The following is a 15,859-nucleotide window of genomic DNA, read 5'->3' on the forward strand; positions in this document are numbered from 1 at the left end:
TTGCTGTGCGTTGGCGGCAGTCGACGGCAGGGCCGCCGCGCCGCGAATAAGGTTCTAAAATACCTCAGACCGGCTTAGCGCGTTGGCCGCCGAACAAGAGGAATCTGCTATGGGACTCAATGATGCGCCGCTGCTGTTCAACTTCGAGATCGAATCTTCGGAGAATTTGAAATTTATCCCGATGGTCGTTCGCTTCAATCTCGACCGTTTCGGGCTGCGGATTTCGCTCGAACAATGGCAGGTGCTGCCGCACGAAGACCGCACGCTGCTCGCGCGTTTCCCCGTCGACGAAGACACGGCGATCGAGCCGAACTTCGATCACGCGCTCTTCGAAATGATGCGCACGCATGCGAACGTCGAGCCCGAGTGGTTCACGCCCGAGGATAACCCGGCGTGGCGCGATAGGGCGGCCGTGCCCGAGACCGTGCTGCATCAGGCGAATCTCGCGAACCTGAGCCCGCCGGGCGTCGACGACTGGGCACGGCTCGATCCGTTCAAGCGTTATGTGCTCGCCAAACTGTCGCGCAAGAACGCGAGCAACCACGATTTCCTGCCCGCGATGAAGGAATTCGGCCTCGCCGGCTGATCCCGGCGAAAGAATTTTTCGTTTTCACACTCAATCTCATCCGAACGCTGCCGTTATCCAAAGATGGCGCGTAAGAGCGCCGCGCCCGGCGACTGTCTCTCGTCCGGGGCGCCCGCGCGCCGCCTGTGAACGGCTCCCTCGCGGGCATCGCCTGCAGGATCGAACGACGTTCGGAACCTATGATCTCTTTCCTATCGAAGCGGCTGCTGATCAACCTGGCGGTCGTCGCCGCGGCTGTCGGCGCGAACGCTTTTGTCGCGTATACGCAGATTCGCGGACAGCGCGACGCCGATGAGCGAACGGTCCGCTCGACGGCCATTCGCGAGAATCTCGAAGCGTATCGCGCGACGCTCGAGCACGGCCTGTCCGTGCTCGGCCGCTACGAGGCGGCGGGCGTGCCTGCGTCCGCGAATGCGGGATCGGCGATGTCCGCGACGCTGGCGAAGCTCGAAAAGACGCTGCGCGGCCAGTTGGCGAGCGAGCCGGCTATCGCCGCCGAGTTCGGCCGGCTCACGGCCGACGGCAGCCGTCTCCAGCAGGACATCGCGCTCGCGCTCGACGGGACGATGGCGCCCGGAGAGGACGACACGCGCGCCTGGGCGGCGCAAGCCTACACGCGCCTCGGCATGGAATCCGACCAGATCGACGCGCGCATCGGCCGGCTGCGCGACGAGGAGGACCGCGCGCTGAAGGCGGCGCTCGACGAATCGATGCGCGACACGCAGTACGCGACGCTCGTCCTCATCCTCACGATGCTCGCGGGCAGCGGGCTCCTGATCTACACGTTCGGCGCGCGCGAAAACGTCGCGCGGGAGAAGCTGCGCATCGCGAAGGCGCTGCATCGCAACGACGAGCGTTTTCGCGGGCTGTTCGAAGAGCATCCCGTGCCGATGTACATCTTCGACCGCGAAACGCTGCGCTTTCTCGCCGTCAACGTGGCGGCCGTCCAGCAGTACGGCTACTCGGAGAGCGACTTCCTGTCGATGACGATCCGCGACATCCGCCCGGGCTCCGAGGTCGCGCGGCTCGATTCGCATCTTCAGCGCAGCGACGCGACGCCGGGCGGCCCGCGCACGATGGCGGGCATCTGGCATCACCGCCGCAAGGACGGCTCGCTGATCAGCGCCGACATCTCGTATCACGCGATGACGTTCGTGGGCCGCCCCGCGCTCTTCGTGCTCGCCGACGACGTCACCGAACAGATCAACGCGGAAGCCGAAGCGCAGCGTTCGAACCAGATGCTCGAAACGGTGATCGACAACATCCCGCAGCGCATCTTCTGGAAGGGCAAGGACTTGCGCTATCTCGGCTGCAACATGGCGTTCGCGCGCGATGCGGGGCTCGCATACCCGGAGCAGGTGATCGGCAAGCTCGACGAGGACATGCCGTGGCGCGCATTCGCCGACCGGCTGCATCGCCACGATCTCGAGGTGATGAACTCGGGCGTGCCGAAGATGAACTTCGAAGTCGACGTCGTGATCGACGGCGTGCATCGCACGACGATGACGAGCAAGCTGCCGTTCACCGACGGCGATGGCCGCGTGATCGGCGTGCTCGGCTCGTACACGGACATCACGGAGCGCAAGCGCGCCGATCTCGCGCTGCGTCTGCAAAGCCGGGCGCTCGATGCGAGCGTCAACGCGATCCTGATCACCGCGCCTTCGAACGAAGGCAATCTGATCGAATACGTGAACCCGGCGTTCAAGCGCATCACGGGCTACGATCCGCAGGAAGTGATCGGCCAGGACTGCCGCCTGTTGCAGCGCGACGACCGCGATCAGGACGGCATCGCCGCGATCCGTCAGGCGCTCGGGGCGAACCGCGAAGTGAGCGCGGTGCTGCGCAACTACCGCAAGGACGGCGCGCTGTTCTGGAATCAGCTGTATATCGCGCCCGTGCCCGATGCCGACGGACAGACCACGCACCATATCGCCGTCATCAACGACGTGACGGCGCTGATCCGCTATCAGGAGCAGCTCGAATACCAGGCGAACTACGACAGCCTCACGCGCCTGCCGAACCGCAATCTGCTGCGCGACCGCCTGCAACATGCGCTGATCGTCGCGGAGCGGCATCACAAGGGCGTGGCCGTCGTGTTCATCGATCTCGACGGCTTCAAGAACGTCAACGACAGCCTGGGGCACAGCGTCGGCGACCGTCTGCTGTCGGTGGTCGCGGACCGTCTCGCGCGTTGCGCGCGGGCGAGCGATACGGTGGCGCGTCACGGCGGCGACGAGTTCGTGATCGTGATGACGGATACCGTCGACGAGCAGTCGCTGATCGCGTGGATGGAGCGCGTGCGCGCGTCGATTTCGGAGCCCGTGTGGCTCGACGGCACGGAGCTGTATGTCGGCTGCAGCATGGGCGCGAGCCTTTACCCGCAAGACGGCGAAGATGTCGAAACGCTGATGAAGAAGGCCGATCTCGCGATGTATCGCGCGAAGGACATGGGCCGCAACACGTTCCAGTTCTATCAGCCGGAGATGAACGTGTCGGCGGGCGCGCGGCTCAACATGGAGCGGCGTCTGCGCCGCGCGCTGCGCGACAACGAATTCCTGCTGCACTATCAGCCGCAGGTCGATATCGAAACGGGCCAGGTGGTCGGCATGGAAGCGCTCGTGCGCTGGCGCGATCCGGAAGTGGGTCTGATTCCGCCGTCGCAGTTCATCCCCGTCGCCGAGGAAAGCGGGCTGATCGGGCCGCTGTCCGAATGGGTGCTGCGCGAAGCGTGCCGGCAGAACAAGGCGTGGCAGGACAAAGGCCTGCCGCCGGCGCGCGTGTCGGTGAATCTGTCGGCGCGGCAGTTCCAGCAGCGCGACATTGCGAAGCTCGTGACGCAGGTGCTCGCGGAGACGGGTCTGGAGCCGCAGTATCTGGAGCTCGAACTGACCGAGAGCACCATCATGCGCAACGCCGAAGAAGCCGTGACGATGCTCACCGAACTGCACGCGCTCGGCATCGGCCTCGCCATCGACGACTTCGGCACCGGCTATTCGAGCCTGAGCTATCTGAAGCGCTTCCCGGTGGACCGCTTGAAGATCGACAGATCGTTCGTGTCGGATATCGGCGAATCGTCGGACGATGAAACGATCACGTCGGCGATCATCGCGCTGGCGCACTCGCTGAATCTGCAGGTGATCGCGGAAGGGGTGGAGACGTCGACGCAGCTCGACTTCCTCAAGGAGCGCGCGTGCGACGAGATGCAGGGCTACTTCTTTGCGAAGCCGCTGCCGCACGACGCGATACCCGGCATGCTGCAGCGAAGCGCGGACAATGCCGCGGAAAACGAGGACGTAGCCGCCGCGGACGCCTGATCGCGAGCCTCACGCGTGAGCGCGTGCGGCGCCGCGCAAGGCGGCGTTCCGATGTTCGGACCTCAGTCCAGCTGAGGCAGCGCGCGCGGACGGCGGTCGCTGTCCGTCGCGACATACGTGAGGGTCGCTTCCGTGACCTTCACCACTTCTTCCGCGAGGCTCATGCGCTGCGCGTAGACCTCGACGTCGACCGTGACCGACGTGTTGCCCGTCTTCACGATATCCGCGTAAAAAGTCAGCAGATCGCCGACGAACACCGGCTGCTTGAACACGAACGAATTGACCGCGATTGTCGCGACGCGGCCGTTCGCGCGGCGGCTCGCGGGAATCGAGCCGGCAATATCGACTTGCGCCATGATCCAGCCGCCGAACACATCGCCGTGGACGTTCGCATCCGACGGTTGTGGAACGACGCGTAGCGCGCACGGTTTCTGCGGAAGTTGGAGAGTCTCGGTCATCGGGGTATCCATAAAAATCAGTTGAGCCGACAGCGGCAGCGGCGGATCTCACGACAACGGCACGACGGGGACGGCAAACGACGACGCTGGGTCAACGCTGCGAAAGCGGCGCCAGCCGGCTTCTGCGACAATATTGTCGAATCAGGAATTGTACGGGAAAGCGCATGTTGGGGCGTGTCAGGCTCCAGGGCGCTTCGGGCCGTTCCAGGCGCGTCGCCCGTCACATTTCACATCAGTCACGCGTCAACGCGTGCAGGCTCCCCCACAAAACAATCATGCGTCGCTATTCCGCTTCGTCCGAACCGCCGCCGATCTCGAACCAGCCGCGCAACGACTGGCAAACGATCGTCTCGCTGCTGCCGTACCTCGCGACGTACAAGTGGCGCGTCGTGCTGGCGCTCAGTTGCCTGATCGGCGCGAAGGTCGCGAACCTCGGCGTTCCCATCGTGATGAAGCGCATCGTCGACAGTCTCGCGTCGGTGCAGCATCTGACGGCGCTCGGGCGCGCGACGAATGCGCCGGGCGTCGTGCTGCTCGGCGGCGTCGGGCTGCTGGTGGTCGCGTATGCCGTCGTGCGGCTGTCGACGTCGCTCTTCACCGAGCTGCGCGAGATTCTCTTCTCGAAGGTGACGGAAAGCGCGGTGCGCCAGCTTGCGCTGAAAGTGTTCCGGCATCTGCATTCGCTGTCGCTGCGTTTTCATCTGGAGCGGCAGACGGGCGGCATGTCGCGCGATATCGAACGCGGCACGCGCGGCATCACACAACTCATTTCGTACTCGCTGTACAGCATTCTGCCGACGCTCGTCGAAGTCGGCCTCGTGCTGGGCTTTTTCGTCGTCAAGTACGAGGCGTATTACGCGCTCGTCACGTTCGTCGCGCTGGCCGCGTACATCACGTACACCGTCAAGGTGACTGAGTGGCGCACGCATTTTCGCCGCACGATGAACGAACTCGATTCGAAGGCGAACTCGCGCGCGATCGATTCGCTGTTGAACTACGAGACGGTCAAGTACTTCAACAACGAAGAGTGGGAAGCGAAGCGCTACGATGAAAACCTGAAGCGCTATCGCGCGGCGGCGATCAAGTCGCAGAACTCGCTGTCGGCGTTGAACTTCGGCCAGCAGGCGATCATCGGCACCGGGCTCGTGTTCATCCTGTGGCGCGCGACGCAAGGCGTGATGGCGGGGCGCCTCACGCTCGGCGATCTCGTGCTGATCAACACGTTCATGCTGCAGCTCTACATTCCGCTGAATTTTCTCGGCGTCGTGTATCGCGAGTTGAAGCAGAGTCTCACCGACATGGACCGCATGTTCACGCTGCTCGGCGCGTCGCGCGAAGTGCCCGACGCGCCCGATGCGCCGCCGCTCGCCGTGCGCGGCGCGCAGGTCGGCTTCGAGCACGTGAACTTCGCGTATGAACCGTCGCGGCCCATTCTGCACGACGTGAGCTTCACGATTCCGGCGGGCACGACGACGGCTGTGGTCGGGCATAGCGGCTCGGGCAAGTCGACGCTCGCTCGCCTGCTGTTCCGCTTCTACGATCTGGACCGCGCGACGGGCGGCGCGATACGCATCGACGGACAGGATATTCGCGACGTGACGCAGGATTCGTTGCGGGCGTCGATCGGCATCGTGCCGCAGGACACCGTGCTCTTCAACGACACGATCTACTACAACATCGCGTATGGCCGTCCAACGGCGACACGCGACGAAGTGATTGCGGCGGCGCGCGCGGCGCACATACATGAGTTCATCGAGAGCCTGCCGAAGGGCTATGAAACGCCCGTCGGCGAACGCGGATTGAAGCTGTCGGGCGGCGAGAAGCAGCGCGTCGCGATCGCGCGCACGGTGTTGAAGAATCCGCCCATTCTGCTCTTCGACGAAGCGACGTCCGCGCTCGACTCGCGCTCGGAGCGCGCGATCCAGCACGAACTCGATCAGATCGCGCGCGAACGCACGACGCTCATCATCGCGCACCGGCTGTCGACGGTCGTGCACGCGCAGCAGATCATCGTGATGGACAAGGGGCGCATCGTCGAGCGCGGCACTTTCGCGGAATTGATTCTGATGGGCGGGCTTTTCGCGCAGATGTGGGCGTTGCAGCAGGAGCGCGCGGCGCATGCAGAAGAAGCAGTCGAAGAGCAGGGGAATGGGGAGGGGCGCTAAAGCGCCGCTTGCCTGCTCTTTCGAACGCTCACACGTTCTGCCCCACCAGTTGCCGGTCGAGCGCATCGAGCTGCGCCGGCGTCCCGACGTTCTCCCACAGCCCTTCATAAAGCTCGCCGCTCGCGCGCTTGTGCGCAATCGCCTCGCGATAATACGGCGTGAGCGCGCGACGCGTGCCCGGCGCGAGATCGCGAAACATCCGCGTGTCGTAGAGCCCGATGTTGCCGAACGTGTAGCGCGGCGCGCCTTCCAGTGACAGCACACCGTCGCTGCCCAGCGCGAAATCGCCTTCCGGATGAAACGCGGGGTTGGGCACCATCACCAGATGCATGCCCGGATCAGCCGCTTCGGCAAGCCGCGCCGCATGCACACGCAGCGCCGCGTAATCGAAGTCCGCGTACACGTCGCCGCTGACGGCCACGAACACCTCCGGCTTGCCCGCGTCTTCGAGCAGCGGCAGCGCCTGCGCAATGCCGCCCGCCGTTTCGAGCGCTTCGTGTTCGGCGGAATAGCGCAGCGACAGGCCATACCGCGAGCCATCGCCGAGCGCCGCTTCGATCTGCGCGCCGAGCCACGCATGATTGATCACGACGGTCGTGAAGCCGGCGCGCGCGAGCCGCTCGATCTGCCACTCGATCAGCGCCTTGCCGCCGACCTTCAACAGCGGCTTCGGGCAGGCGTCCGTCAGTGGGCGCATCCGTTCGCCGCGTCCGGCGGCGAAGATCATCGCTTTGTTCAAGTTGTTCACCCGTGCGTCAGAAGGTGTAGCCGACGTCGACGGCGCGGCCTTCGAGATCGTCGAGCAGCTTCGCGAACGGCGCGAGCGGCCGGTAGCGTTCCGCGACCTTGCGCGCATAGCCGATGAAGCGCGGCAGGTCGGCCATGTAATGCGGCTTGCTGTCGCGATAGTTGATCCGGCAGAACAGGCCGAGCACCTTGATATGCCGTTGCAGACCCATCCATTCGATTTGGCGATAGAACTCGCCGAAATCGGCATCGACGGGCAGGCCCGCCTTCTTCGCGCGCTCCCAGTAGTACGCGAAGCAATCCAGCTCGAACTCTTCGTCCCAGCTGATGAACGCATCGCGCAGCAGCGACGCGACGTCATAGCTGATCGGCCCGTACACCGCGTCCTGAAAGTCGAGCACGCCCGGGTTCGGGCTCGCGATCATCAGGTTGCGCGGCATGAAATCGCGCAGCATGAAGACCTGCGGCTGCGCGCGCGCACTCGCGATCAGCAGCGCGAAGGTGCGGTCGAGCACGCTGCGCGTGTTGTCGTCGACTTCGCGCCCCAGGTGCCGGCCGATGAACCACTCGGGCATCAACTCCATCTCGCGGCGCAGGAATGCTTCGTCGAATGGCGGCAGCACGTCTTCGCGCGAAGAGAGCTGCCAGCGGATCAGCGCGTCGAGCGCCTCGCGCATCAGTTTTTTCGCGTCGCCGGGGCTGCCTTCGTTGAGCGCGCCCAGGTACGACCGCGTGCCGAGATCCGTCACGAGCATGAAGCCCGCATCGAAATCGACTTCGAGGACACGCGGCACATGCACGCCCGCGTCGGCGAGCAGACCCGCGATCTGGACGAATTCGCGGCATTTCTCGGGCGGCGGCGCATCGACGGCGATCACCGTTGCGCGGGCCGCATCGTTCGCGCCCACGTCAGCGCCGCTGCCCGCGAGGCGGAAATAGCGGCGAAAGCTGGCATCGGCGGAAGCGGGCGAGAGTGTCGCGAGGTCGAGCCCGTAGCGGTCGGCGTGGGTGCGCAGCCAGGCGCTCAGAAGATCGAGGCGATGATCCGCGCGCGGAGCTGCGGAGGCGGCAGAAAAAGCGGAAGAAGCAGGGGGAAGCGTCATGAAATGCTGGTGACAAAATCGGGGTGGGCAACGTCTTGCCATATAATACCCCACGACTTTTTTGACGCGACTCGCGTCAGTTCTTGCGCATCTCCCGGATCGCCCGCCTTAACGCTGCATGAATCGTCAATAGTTGTGCATTCGAAGCCCGACTGCACAGGCGGCAGCTTGTGATCGATGAACCGGGTGGATGAACTGACCGCAGAGCCGATACGCCAAACGATACATGCCGCCTAACAAGCTTTTCCCAACCACTCCCTCCTCTGACGGCCTGCCGCGCAGAAGGCGGCTCGCAGCGGCGCTGGTCGCCGTGCCGGGCCTGCTGCCCGCGCTCTCGCACGCGCAGCTGGCGGGAGAGGCGGCGCAGGCGCAGCCGATAGACGCGCCGTGGGGCCTGCGGCTTGCTCCACAACTCGAAGAACACCCGACGCCCAACGGCCAGAGCCCCGCGACCTTCGTGCTCGGCGACTCGACGACGGGCACGGCCGATCAGGACATCGCCGCGAAAGGCTCGGCCGAAGTTCGGCGCGGCTATTCGGCGCTCAAGGCGGACGCGCTTCATTACGATCAGGATACGGACATGGCCGACGCTTACGGCAATGTCCATCTGTCGGGCAACGGCAGCGTGTTTACGGGGCCGGAAGCGCACATGAAGGTGGAGTCGAGCGAAGGCTTCATCACTTCGCCGAAGTACCACTTCAACGCGACGGGCGGCTCGGGCAGCGCGGAACGCGTCGATCTGCTGGACAACGAGCGCTCGGTGTTCACGCGCGGCACGTACACGGCGTGCCAGTGCACGGACGATCCCGCGTGGTACATCAAGGGCAGCGAATTCGATTTTGATTCGGGCGCCGACGACGGCGTCGCGCACAACGGCGTGCTGTTCTTCCAGGGCGTGCCTGTGTTCGCGAGCCCCTGGTTGTCGTTCCCGCTGTCGGGCGCGCGGCGCAGCGGTCTGCTGCCGCCGACGGCGTCGCTCAGTTCGACCAACGGCTTCGAGCTGTCGCTGCCGTATTACTTCAACATCGCGCCGAATCGCGATCTGACGCTGACACCGCGCATCCTGTCGAAGCGCGGCGTGCAGACGCAAGCGAATTTCCGCTATCTGTCGCCCACTTATAGCGGGTCGATCACGGGCGAGTTCCTGCCCGACGACAAGATCACGAAGACGAACCGCTACGCGCTGTACATCCAGCACAACCAGAACTTCGGTTCGGGCTTCGGCGGGTACATCTACTACAACAAGGTCTCGGACAACACGTATCCGGAAGACCTGTCGTCGACGACGAACCAGTTCCTGAACGGCACGCAGCTGCTGTATCAGCAGGAAGCGGGCCTCACGTATAACAACGGTCCGTGGTCCGTGCTCGCGCGCGAGCAGCACTGGCAGACGCTGCCGCCGTCCGTCGCGCCATACGGCCGCGAGCCGCAGTTGAACGTGAAGTACACGAAGTACAACGTCGGCGGCTTCGACTTCGGCGCGGAAGCGGACTACACGCGCTTCCGGATCACGACGGCCGACTCGACGGAAGGCGATCGCGTCGTCTTCAATCCGTATCTGTCGTATTCCGTCGTCGGCCCGGGCTACTTCGTCACGCCGAAGGTGCAGTGGCACTTCGCGTCGTACGACCTGAGCAACATCGGCACGGGCGCGCCCGCCGGTCAGCCGAAGAACTTCACGGAGTCGGTGCCGACGTTCTCGTTCGATACCGGCCTGATCTTCGACCGCTCGGTGCGTATCTTCGGCGAGGACTATATCCAGACGCTGGAGCCGCGTCTGTACTACGTGTACACGCCGTTTCGCAACCAGAGCTTCGCGCCGCTGTTCGATACGGCTGAATCGGACTTCGGCCTCGCGGAAATCTTTACGCCGAACACGTTCGTCGGTAACGACCGCATCGCGGATGCGAACCGCCTGACGGCCGCGCTGACCACGCGTTTCCTGAACCCGGCCACAGGCGACGAACGCGCGCGTTTCGTGATCGCGCAGCAGTACTATTTCCGCGATCAGCGCGTGACGCTGAACCAGACGCAGACGACCGAGCAGGCGACGCATTCGGACCTGATTCTCGGCGCGTCGCTGAAGCTCGGGGCTGGTTTCGCCTCGGAAACGGCGTTCCAATATAATGCGGACAACAACCAGCTGGTCAAAACCAGCGTCGGCTTCGGGTTCAGCCCGGAGTCCGGCAAAGTCATCAACGTCGGATACCGCTACACGCGCGCCAACACGACGCTGGACAACCAGCCGATCAACCAGCTGCTGATCTCGGGCCAATGGCCGCTGACGCACCGCTTCTACGGCGTCGGGCGGATCAATTACGACCTGAAGGGACACCGCGCCGTCGACGCGCTGCTCGGCGTGCAATACGACGCGGATTGCTGGACGCTCGGCGTCGGCTTCCAGCGCTACGCAAACGGGATCAACTCGACGGGCGGCCAGTCGTCGGGCACGCGGGTGCTTGCGCAGTTGACGTTCAAGGGACTGTCGAGCGTCGACAACGGGCTGATGTCCGCGTTCCGCGCGAGCGTGGCGGGCTATACGCCGCTGCCGCCTCCGCCGCCGCCCGAATCGCAGTTCAACAACTACGAGTAACCGGGTCGGGATTGATCGGGGCGCGAATGACGGATGCCGCGTCGTTCGCAGCAGGGAAAGGCAACTGTGTTGCATGGGATCGGAAACGCGTTGGAGCGCCAGTTCCGGTCGACTGCAACCAGGTTGCATGGGATCAGAGCAAGGCATGCGACGGGAGCGCGCACGAAAGCGCCAATTCCGTCGTTACGCCGGCTCTGGTCGACAGACGGGCCGAGCGTGCCCGACATCATTGGAGTATCTGTGGCAATCATGAAAAAGCTTCGCCTGGCAACGTTCGCGACCGGCTTCGCTGCGGCCGCATCCATTCTGTTGGCGGCGCCGGCGCACGCGCAGGCGCTGAGCAACGGCAATAGCGCGCAACCCGTCGATACGATCGCCGCTGTCGTCAACAACGGCGTCATCACGCAGCGCGAGCTGGACATGCGCGTCGGCCTGATCACGAAGCGGCTGAACCAGCAGCACGCGCCGATTCCGCCCGCCGATCAGCTGCGCCAGCAGGTGCTCAACCAGATGGTGCTCGAGCGCATCCAGCTGCAGAAGGCGCGCGAAGACGGCATCACCGTCGACGACGCAACGCTCCAGCGCACGCTCGAACGTCTCGCGCAGGCGAACAACATGCCGCTCGAAATGTACCGCGCGCGCATCGAGGCGCAAGGCGTGCCCTGGACGACGTTCACGGGCGACGCGAAGACGGAGCTGATCCTGTCGCGTCTGCGCGAGAAGGAAGTGGACAGCAAGATCACGGTGTCGGATGCCGAAGTGGCGAACTACATTGCGAGCCAGCGCGGGCCGACGGCCGGTCTCACGTCCGAGCTGCACTTCGAGCACATCTTCCTGAAGGCGCCGCTCAACGCATCGCAGACGGACATCGAGGCCGCGCAGGCCAAGGCGAATTCGCTGCTCCAGGAAGCGTCGAACGGCGGCAACTTCGCAAGGCTCGCGAAGGCCAATTCGCAGGCGCAGGACGCGTCGAAGGGCGGCGACATGGGCTTTCAGCCGCCGTCGAAACTGCCGGCTGAATTCGTGACGGCGGCTTCGACGCTGCGTCCGGGCCAGGTCAATCCGTCCGTGATCCGCACCAGCGACGGCTTCGAGATCGTGCGCCTCGTCGAGCGCCGTTCGGGCCAAGGCGCCACGACCGCCGATTCGACGAAGCTCGTGCAGACCCACGTGCGCCACATCCTGCTGCGCGTCGGCGAAGGCATGTCGGAACCGCAGGCACGCGAGAAGCTGGTCGAAATCAAGCGCGACATCCAGTCGGGCCAAGGCGACTTCGACAAGTTCGCGCGCACCTACTCGCAGGACGGCTCGTCGTCGCAAGGCGGCGATCTCGGCTGGATCAGCCCTGGCGAGACGGTGCCCGAGTTCGAGCGGGCGATGAACTCGCTGCAGGACGGCCAGATCAGCGAACCGGTGCGAAGCGAATATGGCTACCACCTGATCCAGGTGCTGGGCCGCCGCGAAGCGGAAGGCTCGGTTGCGCAGCAGATGGATCTCGCGCGTCAGGCCATCGGCCAGCGCAAGGCGGAACAGGCATATGCCGACTGGCTGCGTGAACTGCGCGACACCGCGTATGTCGATTACAAGGTAGGCCCTGTCACGGGCACATCGATGCAATAAATTCCGGAGCCGTCATGACCGCTGACCAGCCCTCGAACGCACCGCTGAACATCGCGATTACCACGGGTGAGCCGGCCGGCGTCGGTCCTGAATTGACGGCACTGGCGCTCGCCGCGGCGGGCGCGCACTGGCCCGATGCGCACTTCACGGTGCTCGGCGACAGCGGCCTGCTCGCCGAGCGCGCGAAGGCCGTCGGCATCCACTGGACGGCGCAGCAGGGGCGCCGCATCGCGACGCAGCATCACGCGCTCGCCGTGCCCGCGCAGGCGGGCAAGCTCGATGCGAAAAACGGTCCGTATGTGCTCGGCTTGCTCGACGCCGCGATCGACGGCGCGCTTGCCGGCACATTCGATGCGGTCGTGACCGCGCCGCTGCAAAAGAGCACGATCAACGATGCAGGCGTGCCCTTCACCGGCCACACCGAATATCTCGCCGAGCGCACGCACACGCCGCACGTCGTGATGATGCTCGCGGGCACGGGCGCGCGGCCGCTGCGCGTCGCGCTCGCGACCACGCATCTGCCGTTGAAGGATGTGTCGTCGGCATTGACTGTCGATGGGCTCGTCGATACGTTGCGCATCATCGATCACGATCTGCGCCATCACTTCGGCTTGCCCGCGCCGCGCATTCTCGTCACGGGCCTGAATCCGCATGCGGGCGAAAACGGCTATCTCGGCCGCGAGGAGATCGACGTGATCTCGCCCGCGCTGAAGCTTGCCAACGGTCAGGGCATCGACGCGCGCGGCCCGTATCCCGCCGATACCCTGTTCCAGCCGCGCTATCTGAACGAAGCCGATTGCGTGCTCGCGATGTTCCATGACCAGGGCCTGCCCGTGCTCAAATACGCGACGTTCGGCGAGGGCATCAACGTGACGCTGGGCCTGCCCATCGTCCGCACTTCCGTCGATCACGGCACGGCGCTCGATCTCGCGGGCACGGGCCGCGCGGATGCGGGCAGCCTGATCGCCGCAATCGACACCGCGGTTTCCATGGCGCGCAACCGCCGCGCCGCGTGATTTTTTCTTAAGCTTCTTTCGATGTCCAACAGTTCAAGCAGACAGCACCAGGGCCACTTCGCGCGCAAGCGCTTCGGACAGAATTTTCTCGTCGACCTCGGCATCATCGATTCGATCGTCGACGTGATCCGTCCGCAACGCGGCGAACGCATGGTCGAAATCGGGCCGGGGCTGGGCGCGCTCACCGGACCGCTGATCGAGCGTCTTGCGACGCCCGAAGCGCCGCTGCACGCCGTCGAACTGGACCGCGATCTGATCGGGCGTCTGAAGAAGAAGTTCGGCGATCTGCTCGAGCTGCACGAAGGCGACGCGCTCGCGTTCGACTTCGGCTCACTCGCGACGGATGGCGACAAGCCGACGCTGCGCATCGTCGGCAATCTGCCGTACAACATTTCGAGTCCGCTGCTGTTTCATCTCGCCACTTTCGCCGGGCGCGTGATCGATCAGCACTTCATGCTGCAGGACGAAGTGGTCGAGCGCATGGTCGCGGAGCCGGGCACCAAGGCGTTCAGCCGGCTTTCGGTGATGCTCCAGTACCGCTATGTGATCGACAAGCTGCTCGACGTGCCGCCCGAATCGTTCCAGCCGCCGCCCAAAGTCGATTCGGCCATTGTCCGCATGATTCCGTATGCGCCGCACGAACTGCCCGTCGTCGATGAAAAGACGCTCGGCAACGTCGTTACCGCGGCGTTCTCGCAGCGTCGCAAGATGCTGCGCAACACGTTGACGAGCTATCGCGATGTCGTCGATTTCGAGGCGCTCGGCTTCGATCTGCAACGCCGCGCCGAAGACGTGCCCGTCGAAGAGTACGTGGCCGTCGCGCAAGCCGTCTCGCGCGCAGCGGGCGGTTAGCCGGAGATCATGCAACGCCGCTCGTTGCATTTGCACGGATCAGTGTAGACAGCCCGCAACACGCGGGCTTTCTTTTATCTTTCTGACGCATCACACAGATTAATCTTACGCATTTGCCCGCGCTCGCCATTCGCGCTGGCCGCCGCACCGCTTGATGAATTTCCCTGGCAATTCAATTCGAATGCATGCTGGTTGAGGAGACGGTATGACGATGGTGAGCAAGAGGCATCTGTTCTGTGCCTGCGCGGCGCTGGCGCCCGTGTTGACGGCTACGACGGCGCACGCGCAATCGAGCGTCACGCTATACGGAATCGTCGACGAAAGCGTCCGCTATATGACGCACGTGAACACGAAAGGCGATTCGAGCGTGGGCCTCGGCAACGGCGGCATGTCGGAGAGCCGCTGGGGCTTGCGCGGCGTCGAGGACCTGGGCGGCGGCTGGTCCACTTTCTTCAAGCTCGAAAATCGCTTCTTCATCAACGGCGGCCAGAGCGATCCGACTCTGCCGTTCTTCAACGAAGCGCAGATCGGCGTGCAGTCGTCGTCGTATGGCAAGCTGATCTTCGGGCGCATGCCGAACGTGCTGATCGAGGGCATCACGATCGGCGGCTACGGCAGCAATCCGTGGATTCCATACAACTTCAGCTTCCAGCCGGAAGTGACGATGTCGGGCGGCATCTGGACGAGCAATCAGGTGCAGTATCAGGCGCGCGCGCATGACCTGATGTTCTCGGCGGCCTATGCGTTCGGCGGCGTCGCGGGGCATACGTCGTATGGCTCGCAGTTCGGCGCGGCCGCCGCCTATGCGCCGCACGGCGGGCCCGTGAATCTCGGCGGCGCATACGAGGAGACGCGCGATTCGGTGAACGGCAGTACCGCGAAAGCGTGGACGTTCGGCGCGTCGTACACATGGGACCAGACGCGCTTCGCGCTCGGCTATATCGTCAACCGCAACGACCCGGGCTTTTCGAACTTCGCGAACGGACCGTTCACGGCACCCGTGCTGGCCGCGCTCAAGTACACGGACTTTTCACGCCGGCGGATGATACTGGGCGGCATCACGCAACAGGTGGGCGCCGCATGGCATTTCGCCGCGAACGTGTGGCGGACCTTGCAGGACGGCAAGACACATGCGCAGGACGGCTCCGCGTGGCAGTATCAACTGGTCGCCGACTACAATCTGTCCAAACGCACGGACGTGTATGTCGAAGCCGATTACGCGCTGTATCGCGGCGATCTGATCGGCGCGCAGTTGCAGGGCGTCAACGGCGTCGGCCTCGCGCAGAAGGGCTCGCAGATCGGCATGATGGCGGGGCTGCGGCATCTGTTCTGAGCATGCGGCGCACGCGAACGAGGACGACGCCGCGACGTCGCCGTCTGCGGCCGCGCGGCTTTTTCTGTACAT

Annotated in this window: 11 protein-coding genes; 8 read left to right on the plus strand and 3 right to left on the minus strand. The window is 64.5% G+C overall.

Going from position 1 to position 15,859, the window contains the following annotated elements; genetic code table 11:
- Window positions 1–109 precede the first annotated feature (109 nt).
- The gene (locus VSR68_RS00185; protein ID WP_342937890.1) at window positions 110–586 is read left to right on the plus strand and encodes a nitrate reductase associated protein; all 477 of its coding nucleotides are present in this window, start codon (window positions 110–112) and stop codon (window positions 584–586) included.
- A gap of 179 nt (window positions 587–765) precedes the next feature.
- Entirely contained in the window at window positions 766–3,900 is a 3,135-nt protein-coding gene (locus VSR68_RS00190; protein ID WP_342937891.1) for a sensor domain-containing protein, read from the plus strand.
- A 62-nt stretch (window positions 3,901–3,962) separates the two neighbouring features.
- On the opposite strand, the gene VSR68_RS00195 is transcribed toward VSR68_RS00190, so the two are convergent.
- On the minus strand, window positions 3,963–4,358 hold the full coding sequence (locus tag VSR68_RS00195; protein WP_342932447.1) for an acyl-CoA thioesterase: 396 nt from the start codon (window positions 4,356–4,358) through the stop codon (window positions 3,963–3,965).
- A 275-nt stretch (window positions 4,359–4,633) separates the two neighbouring features.
- Between VSR68_RS00195 and VSR68_RS00200 the strand changes: the two genes are divergently transcribed.
- Entirely contained in the window at window positions 4,634–6,523 is a 1,890-nt protein-coding gene (locus tag VSR68_RS00200) for an ABC transporter ATP-binding protein/permease (RefSeq protein WP_342937892.1), read from the plus strand.
- A gap of 28 nt (window positions 6,524–6,551) precedes the next feature.
- Here VSR68_RS00200 and murU read toward each other — a convergent pair whose 3' ends face one another.
- The gene (gene murU, locus VSR68_RS00205; RefSeq protein ID WP_342938414.1) at window positions 6,552–7,250 is read right to left on the minus strand and encodes an N-acetylmuramate alpha-1-phosphate uridylyltransferase MurU; all 699 of its coding nucleotides are present in this window, start codon (window positions 7,248–7,250) and stop codon (window positions 6,552–6,554) included.
- A gap of 28 nt (window positions 7,251–7,278) precedes the next feature.
- On the minus strand, window positions 7,279–8,373 hold the full coding sequence (locus VSR68_RS00210; protein ID WP_342937893.1) for an aminoglycoside phosphotransferase family protein: 1,095 nt from the start codon (window positions 8,371–8,373) through the stop codon (window positions 7,279–7,281).
- Window positions 8,374–8,599: 226 nt separating this feature from the next.
- Between VSR68_RS00210 and VSR68_RS00215 the strand changes: the two genes are divergently transcribed.
- The 5 genes from VSR68_RS00215 to VSR68_RS00235 all read left to right on the plus strand — a co-directional run bounded on the left by VSR68_RS00215 (window position 8,600) and on the right by VSR68_RS00235 (window position 15,787).
- Entirely contained in the window at window positions 8,600–10,966 is a 2,367-nt protein-coding gene (locus VSR68_RS00215; RefSeq protein ID WP_342937894.1) for an LPS-assembly protein LptD, read from the plus strand.
- A 249-nt stretch (window positions 10,967–11,215) separates the two neighbouring features.
- Window positions 11,216–12,586, plus strand: coding sequence for a peptidylprolyl isomerase (locus tag VSR68_RS00220; protein ID WP_428983435.1), 1,371 nt, complete (start codon window positions 11,216–11,218; stop codon window positions 12,584–12,586).
- Between the two features lie 14 nt (window positions 12,587–12,600).
- Window positions 12,601–13,602, plus strand: coding sequence for a 4-hydroxythreonine-4-phosphate dehydrogenase PdxA (gene pdxA / locus VSR68_RS00225; protein WP_342937896.1), 1,002 nt, complete (start codon window positions 12,601–12,603; stop codon window positions 13,600–13,602).
- Window positions 13,603–13,623: 21 nt separating this feature from the next.
- Window positions 13,624–14,454, plus strand: coding sequence for a 16S rRNA (adenine(1518)-N(6)/adenine(1519)-N(6))-dimethyltransferase RsmA (gene rsmA / locus VSR68_RS00230; RefSeq protein WP_342937897.1), 831 nt, complete (start codon window positions 13,624–13,626; stop codon window positions 14,452–14,454).
- Window positions 14,455–14,659: 205 nt separating this feature from the next.
- On the plus strand, window positions 14,660–15,787 hold the full coding sequence (locus VSR68_RS00235) for a porin (protein ID WP_342937898.1): 1,128 nt from the start codon (window positions 14,660–14,662) through the stop codon (window positions 15,785–15,787).
- Window positions 15,788–15,859: the final 72 nt, after the last annotated feature.

The organism is Paraburkholderia phymatum, from assembly GCF_038900715.1.
Lineage (GTDB): Bacteria > Pseudomonadota > Gammaproteobacteria > Burkholderiales > Burkholderiaceae > Paraburkholderia > Paraburkholderia phymatum_A.

What these genes read in the sequence shown, in the direction of transcription:
- VSR68_RS00220 (WP_428983435.1), top strand. Translation starts at nt 11,216, where the DNA reads ATGAAAAAGCTTCGCCTGGCAACGTTCGCGACCGGCTTCGCTGCGGCC.
- VSR68_RS00185 (WP_342937890.1), top strand. Translation starts at nt 110, where the DNA reads ATGGGACTCAATGATGCGCCGCTGCTGTTCAACTTCGAGATCGAATCT.
- rsmA (WP_342937897.1), top strand. Translation starts at nt 13,624, where the DNA reads ATGTCCAACAGTTCAAGCAGACAGCACCAGGGCCACTTCGCGCGCAAG.
- VSR68_RS00210 (WP_342937893.1), bottom strand. Translation starts at nt 8,373, where the DNA reads ATGACGCTTCCCCCTGCTTCTTCCGCTTTTTCTGCCGCCTCCGCAGCT.
- VSR68_RS00200 (WP_342937892.1), top strand. Translation starts at nt 4,634, where the DNA reads ATGCGTCGCTATTCCGCTTCGTCCGAACCGCCGCCGATCTCGAACCAG.
- murU (WP_342938414.1), bottom strand. Translation starts at nt 7,250, where the DNA reads ATGATCTTCGCCGCCGGACGCGGCGAACGGATGCGCCCACTGACGGAC.
- VSR68_RS00215 (WP_342937894.1), top strand. Translation starts at nt 8,600, where the DNA reads ATGCCGCCTAACAAGCTTTTCCCAACCACTCCCTCCTCTGACGGCCTG.
- VSR68_RS00190 (WP_342937891.1), top strand. Translation starts at nt 766, where the DNA reads ATGATCTCTTTCCTATCGAAGCGGCTGCTGATCAACCTGGCGGTCGTC.
- pdxA (WP_342937896.1), top strand. Translation starts at nt 12,601, where the DNA reads ATGACCGCTGACCAGCCCTCGAACGCACCGCTGAACATCGCGATTACC.
- VSR68_RS00235 (WP_342937898.1), top strand. Translation starts at nt 14,660, where the DNA reads ATGACGATGGTGAGCAAGAGGCATCTGTTCTGTGCCTGCGCGGCGCTG.
- VSR68_RS00195 (WP_342932447.1), bottom strand. Translation starts at nt 4,358, where the DNA reads ATGACCGAGACTCTCCAACTTCCGCAGAAACCGTGCGCGCTACGCGTC.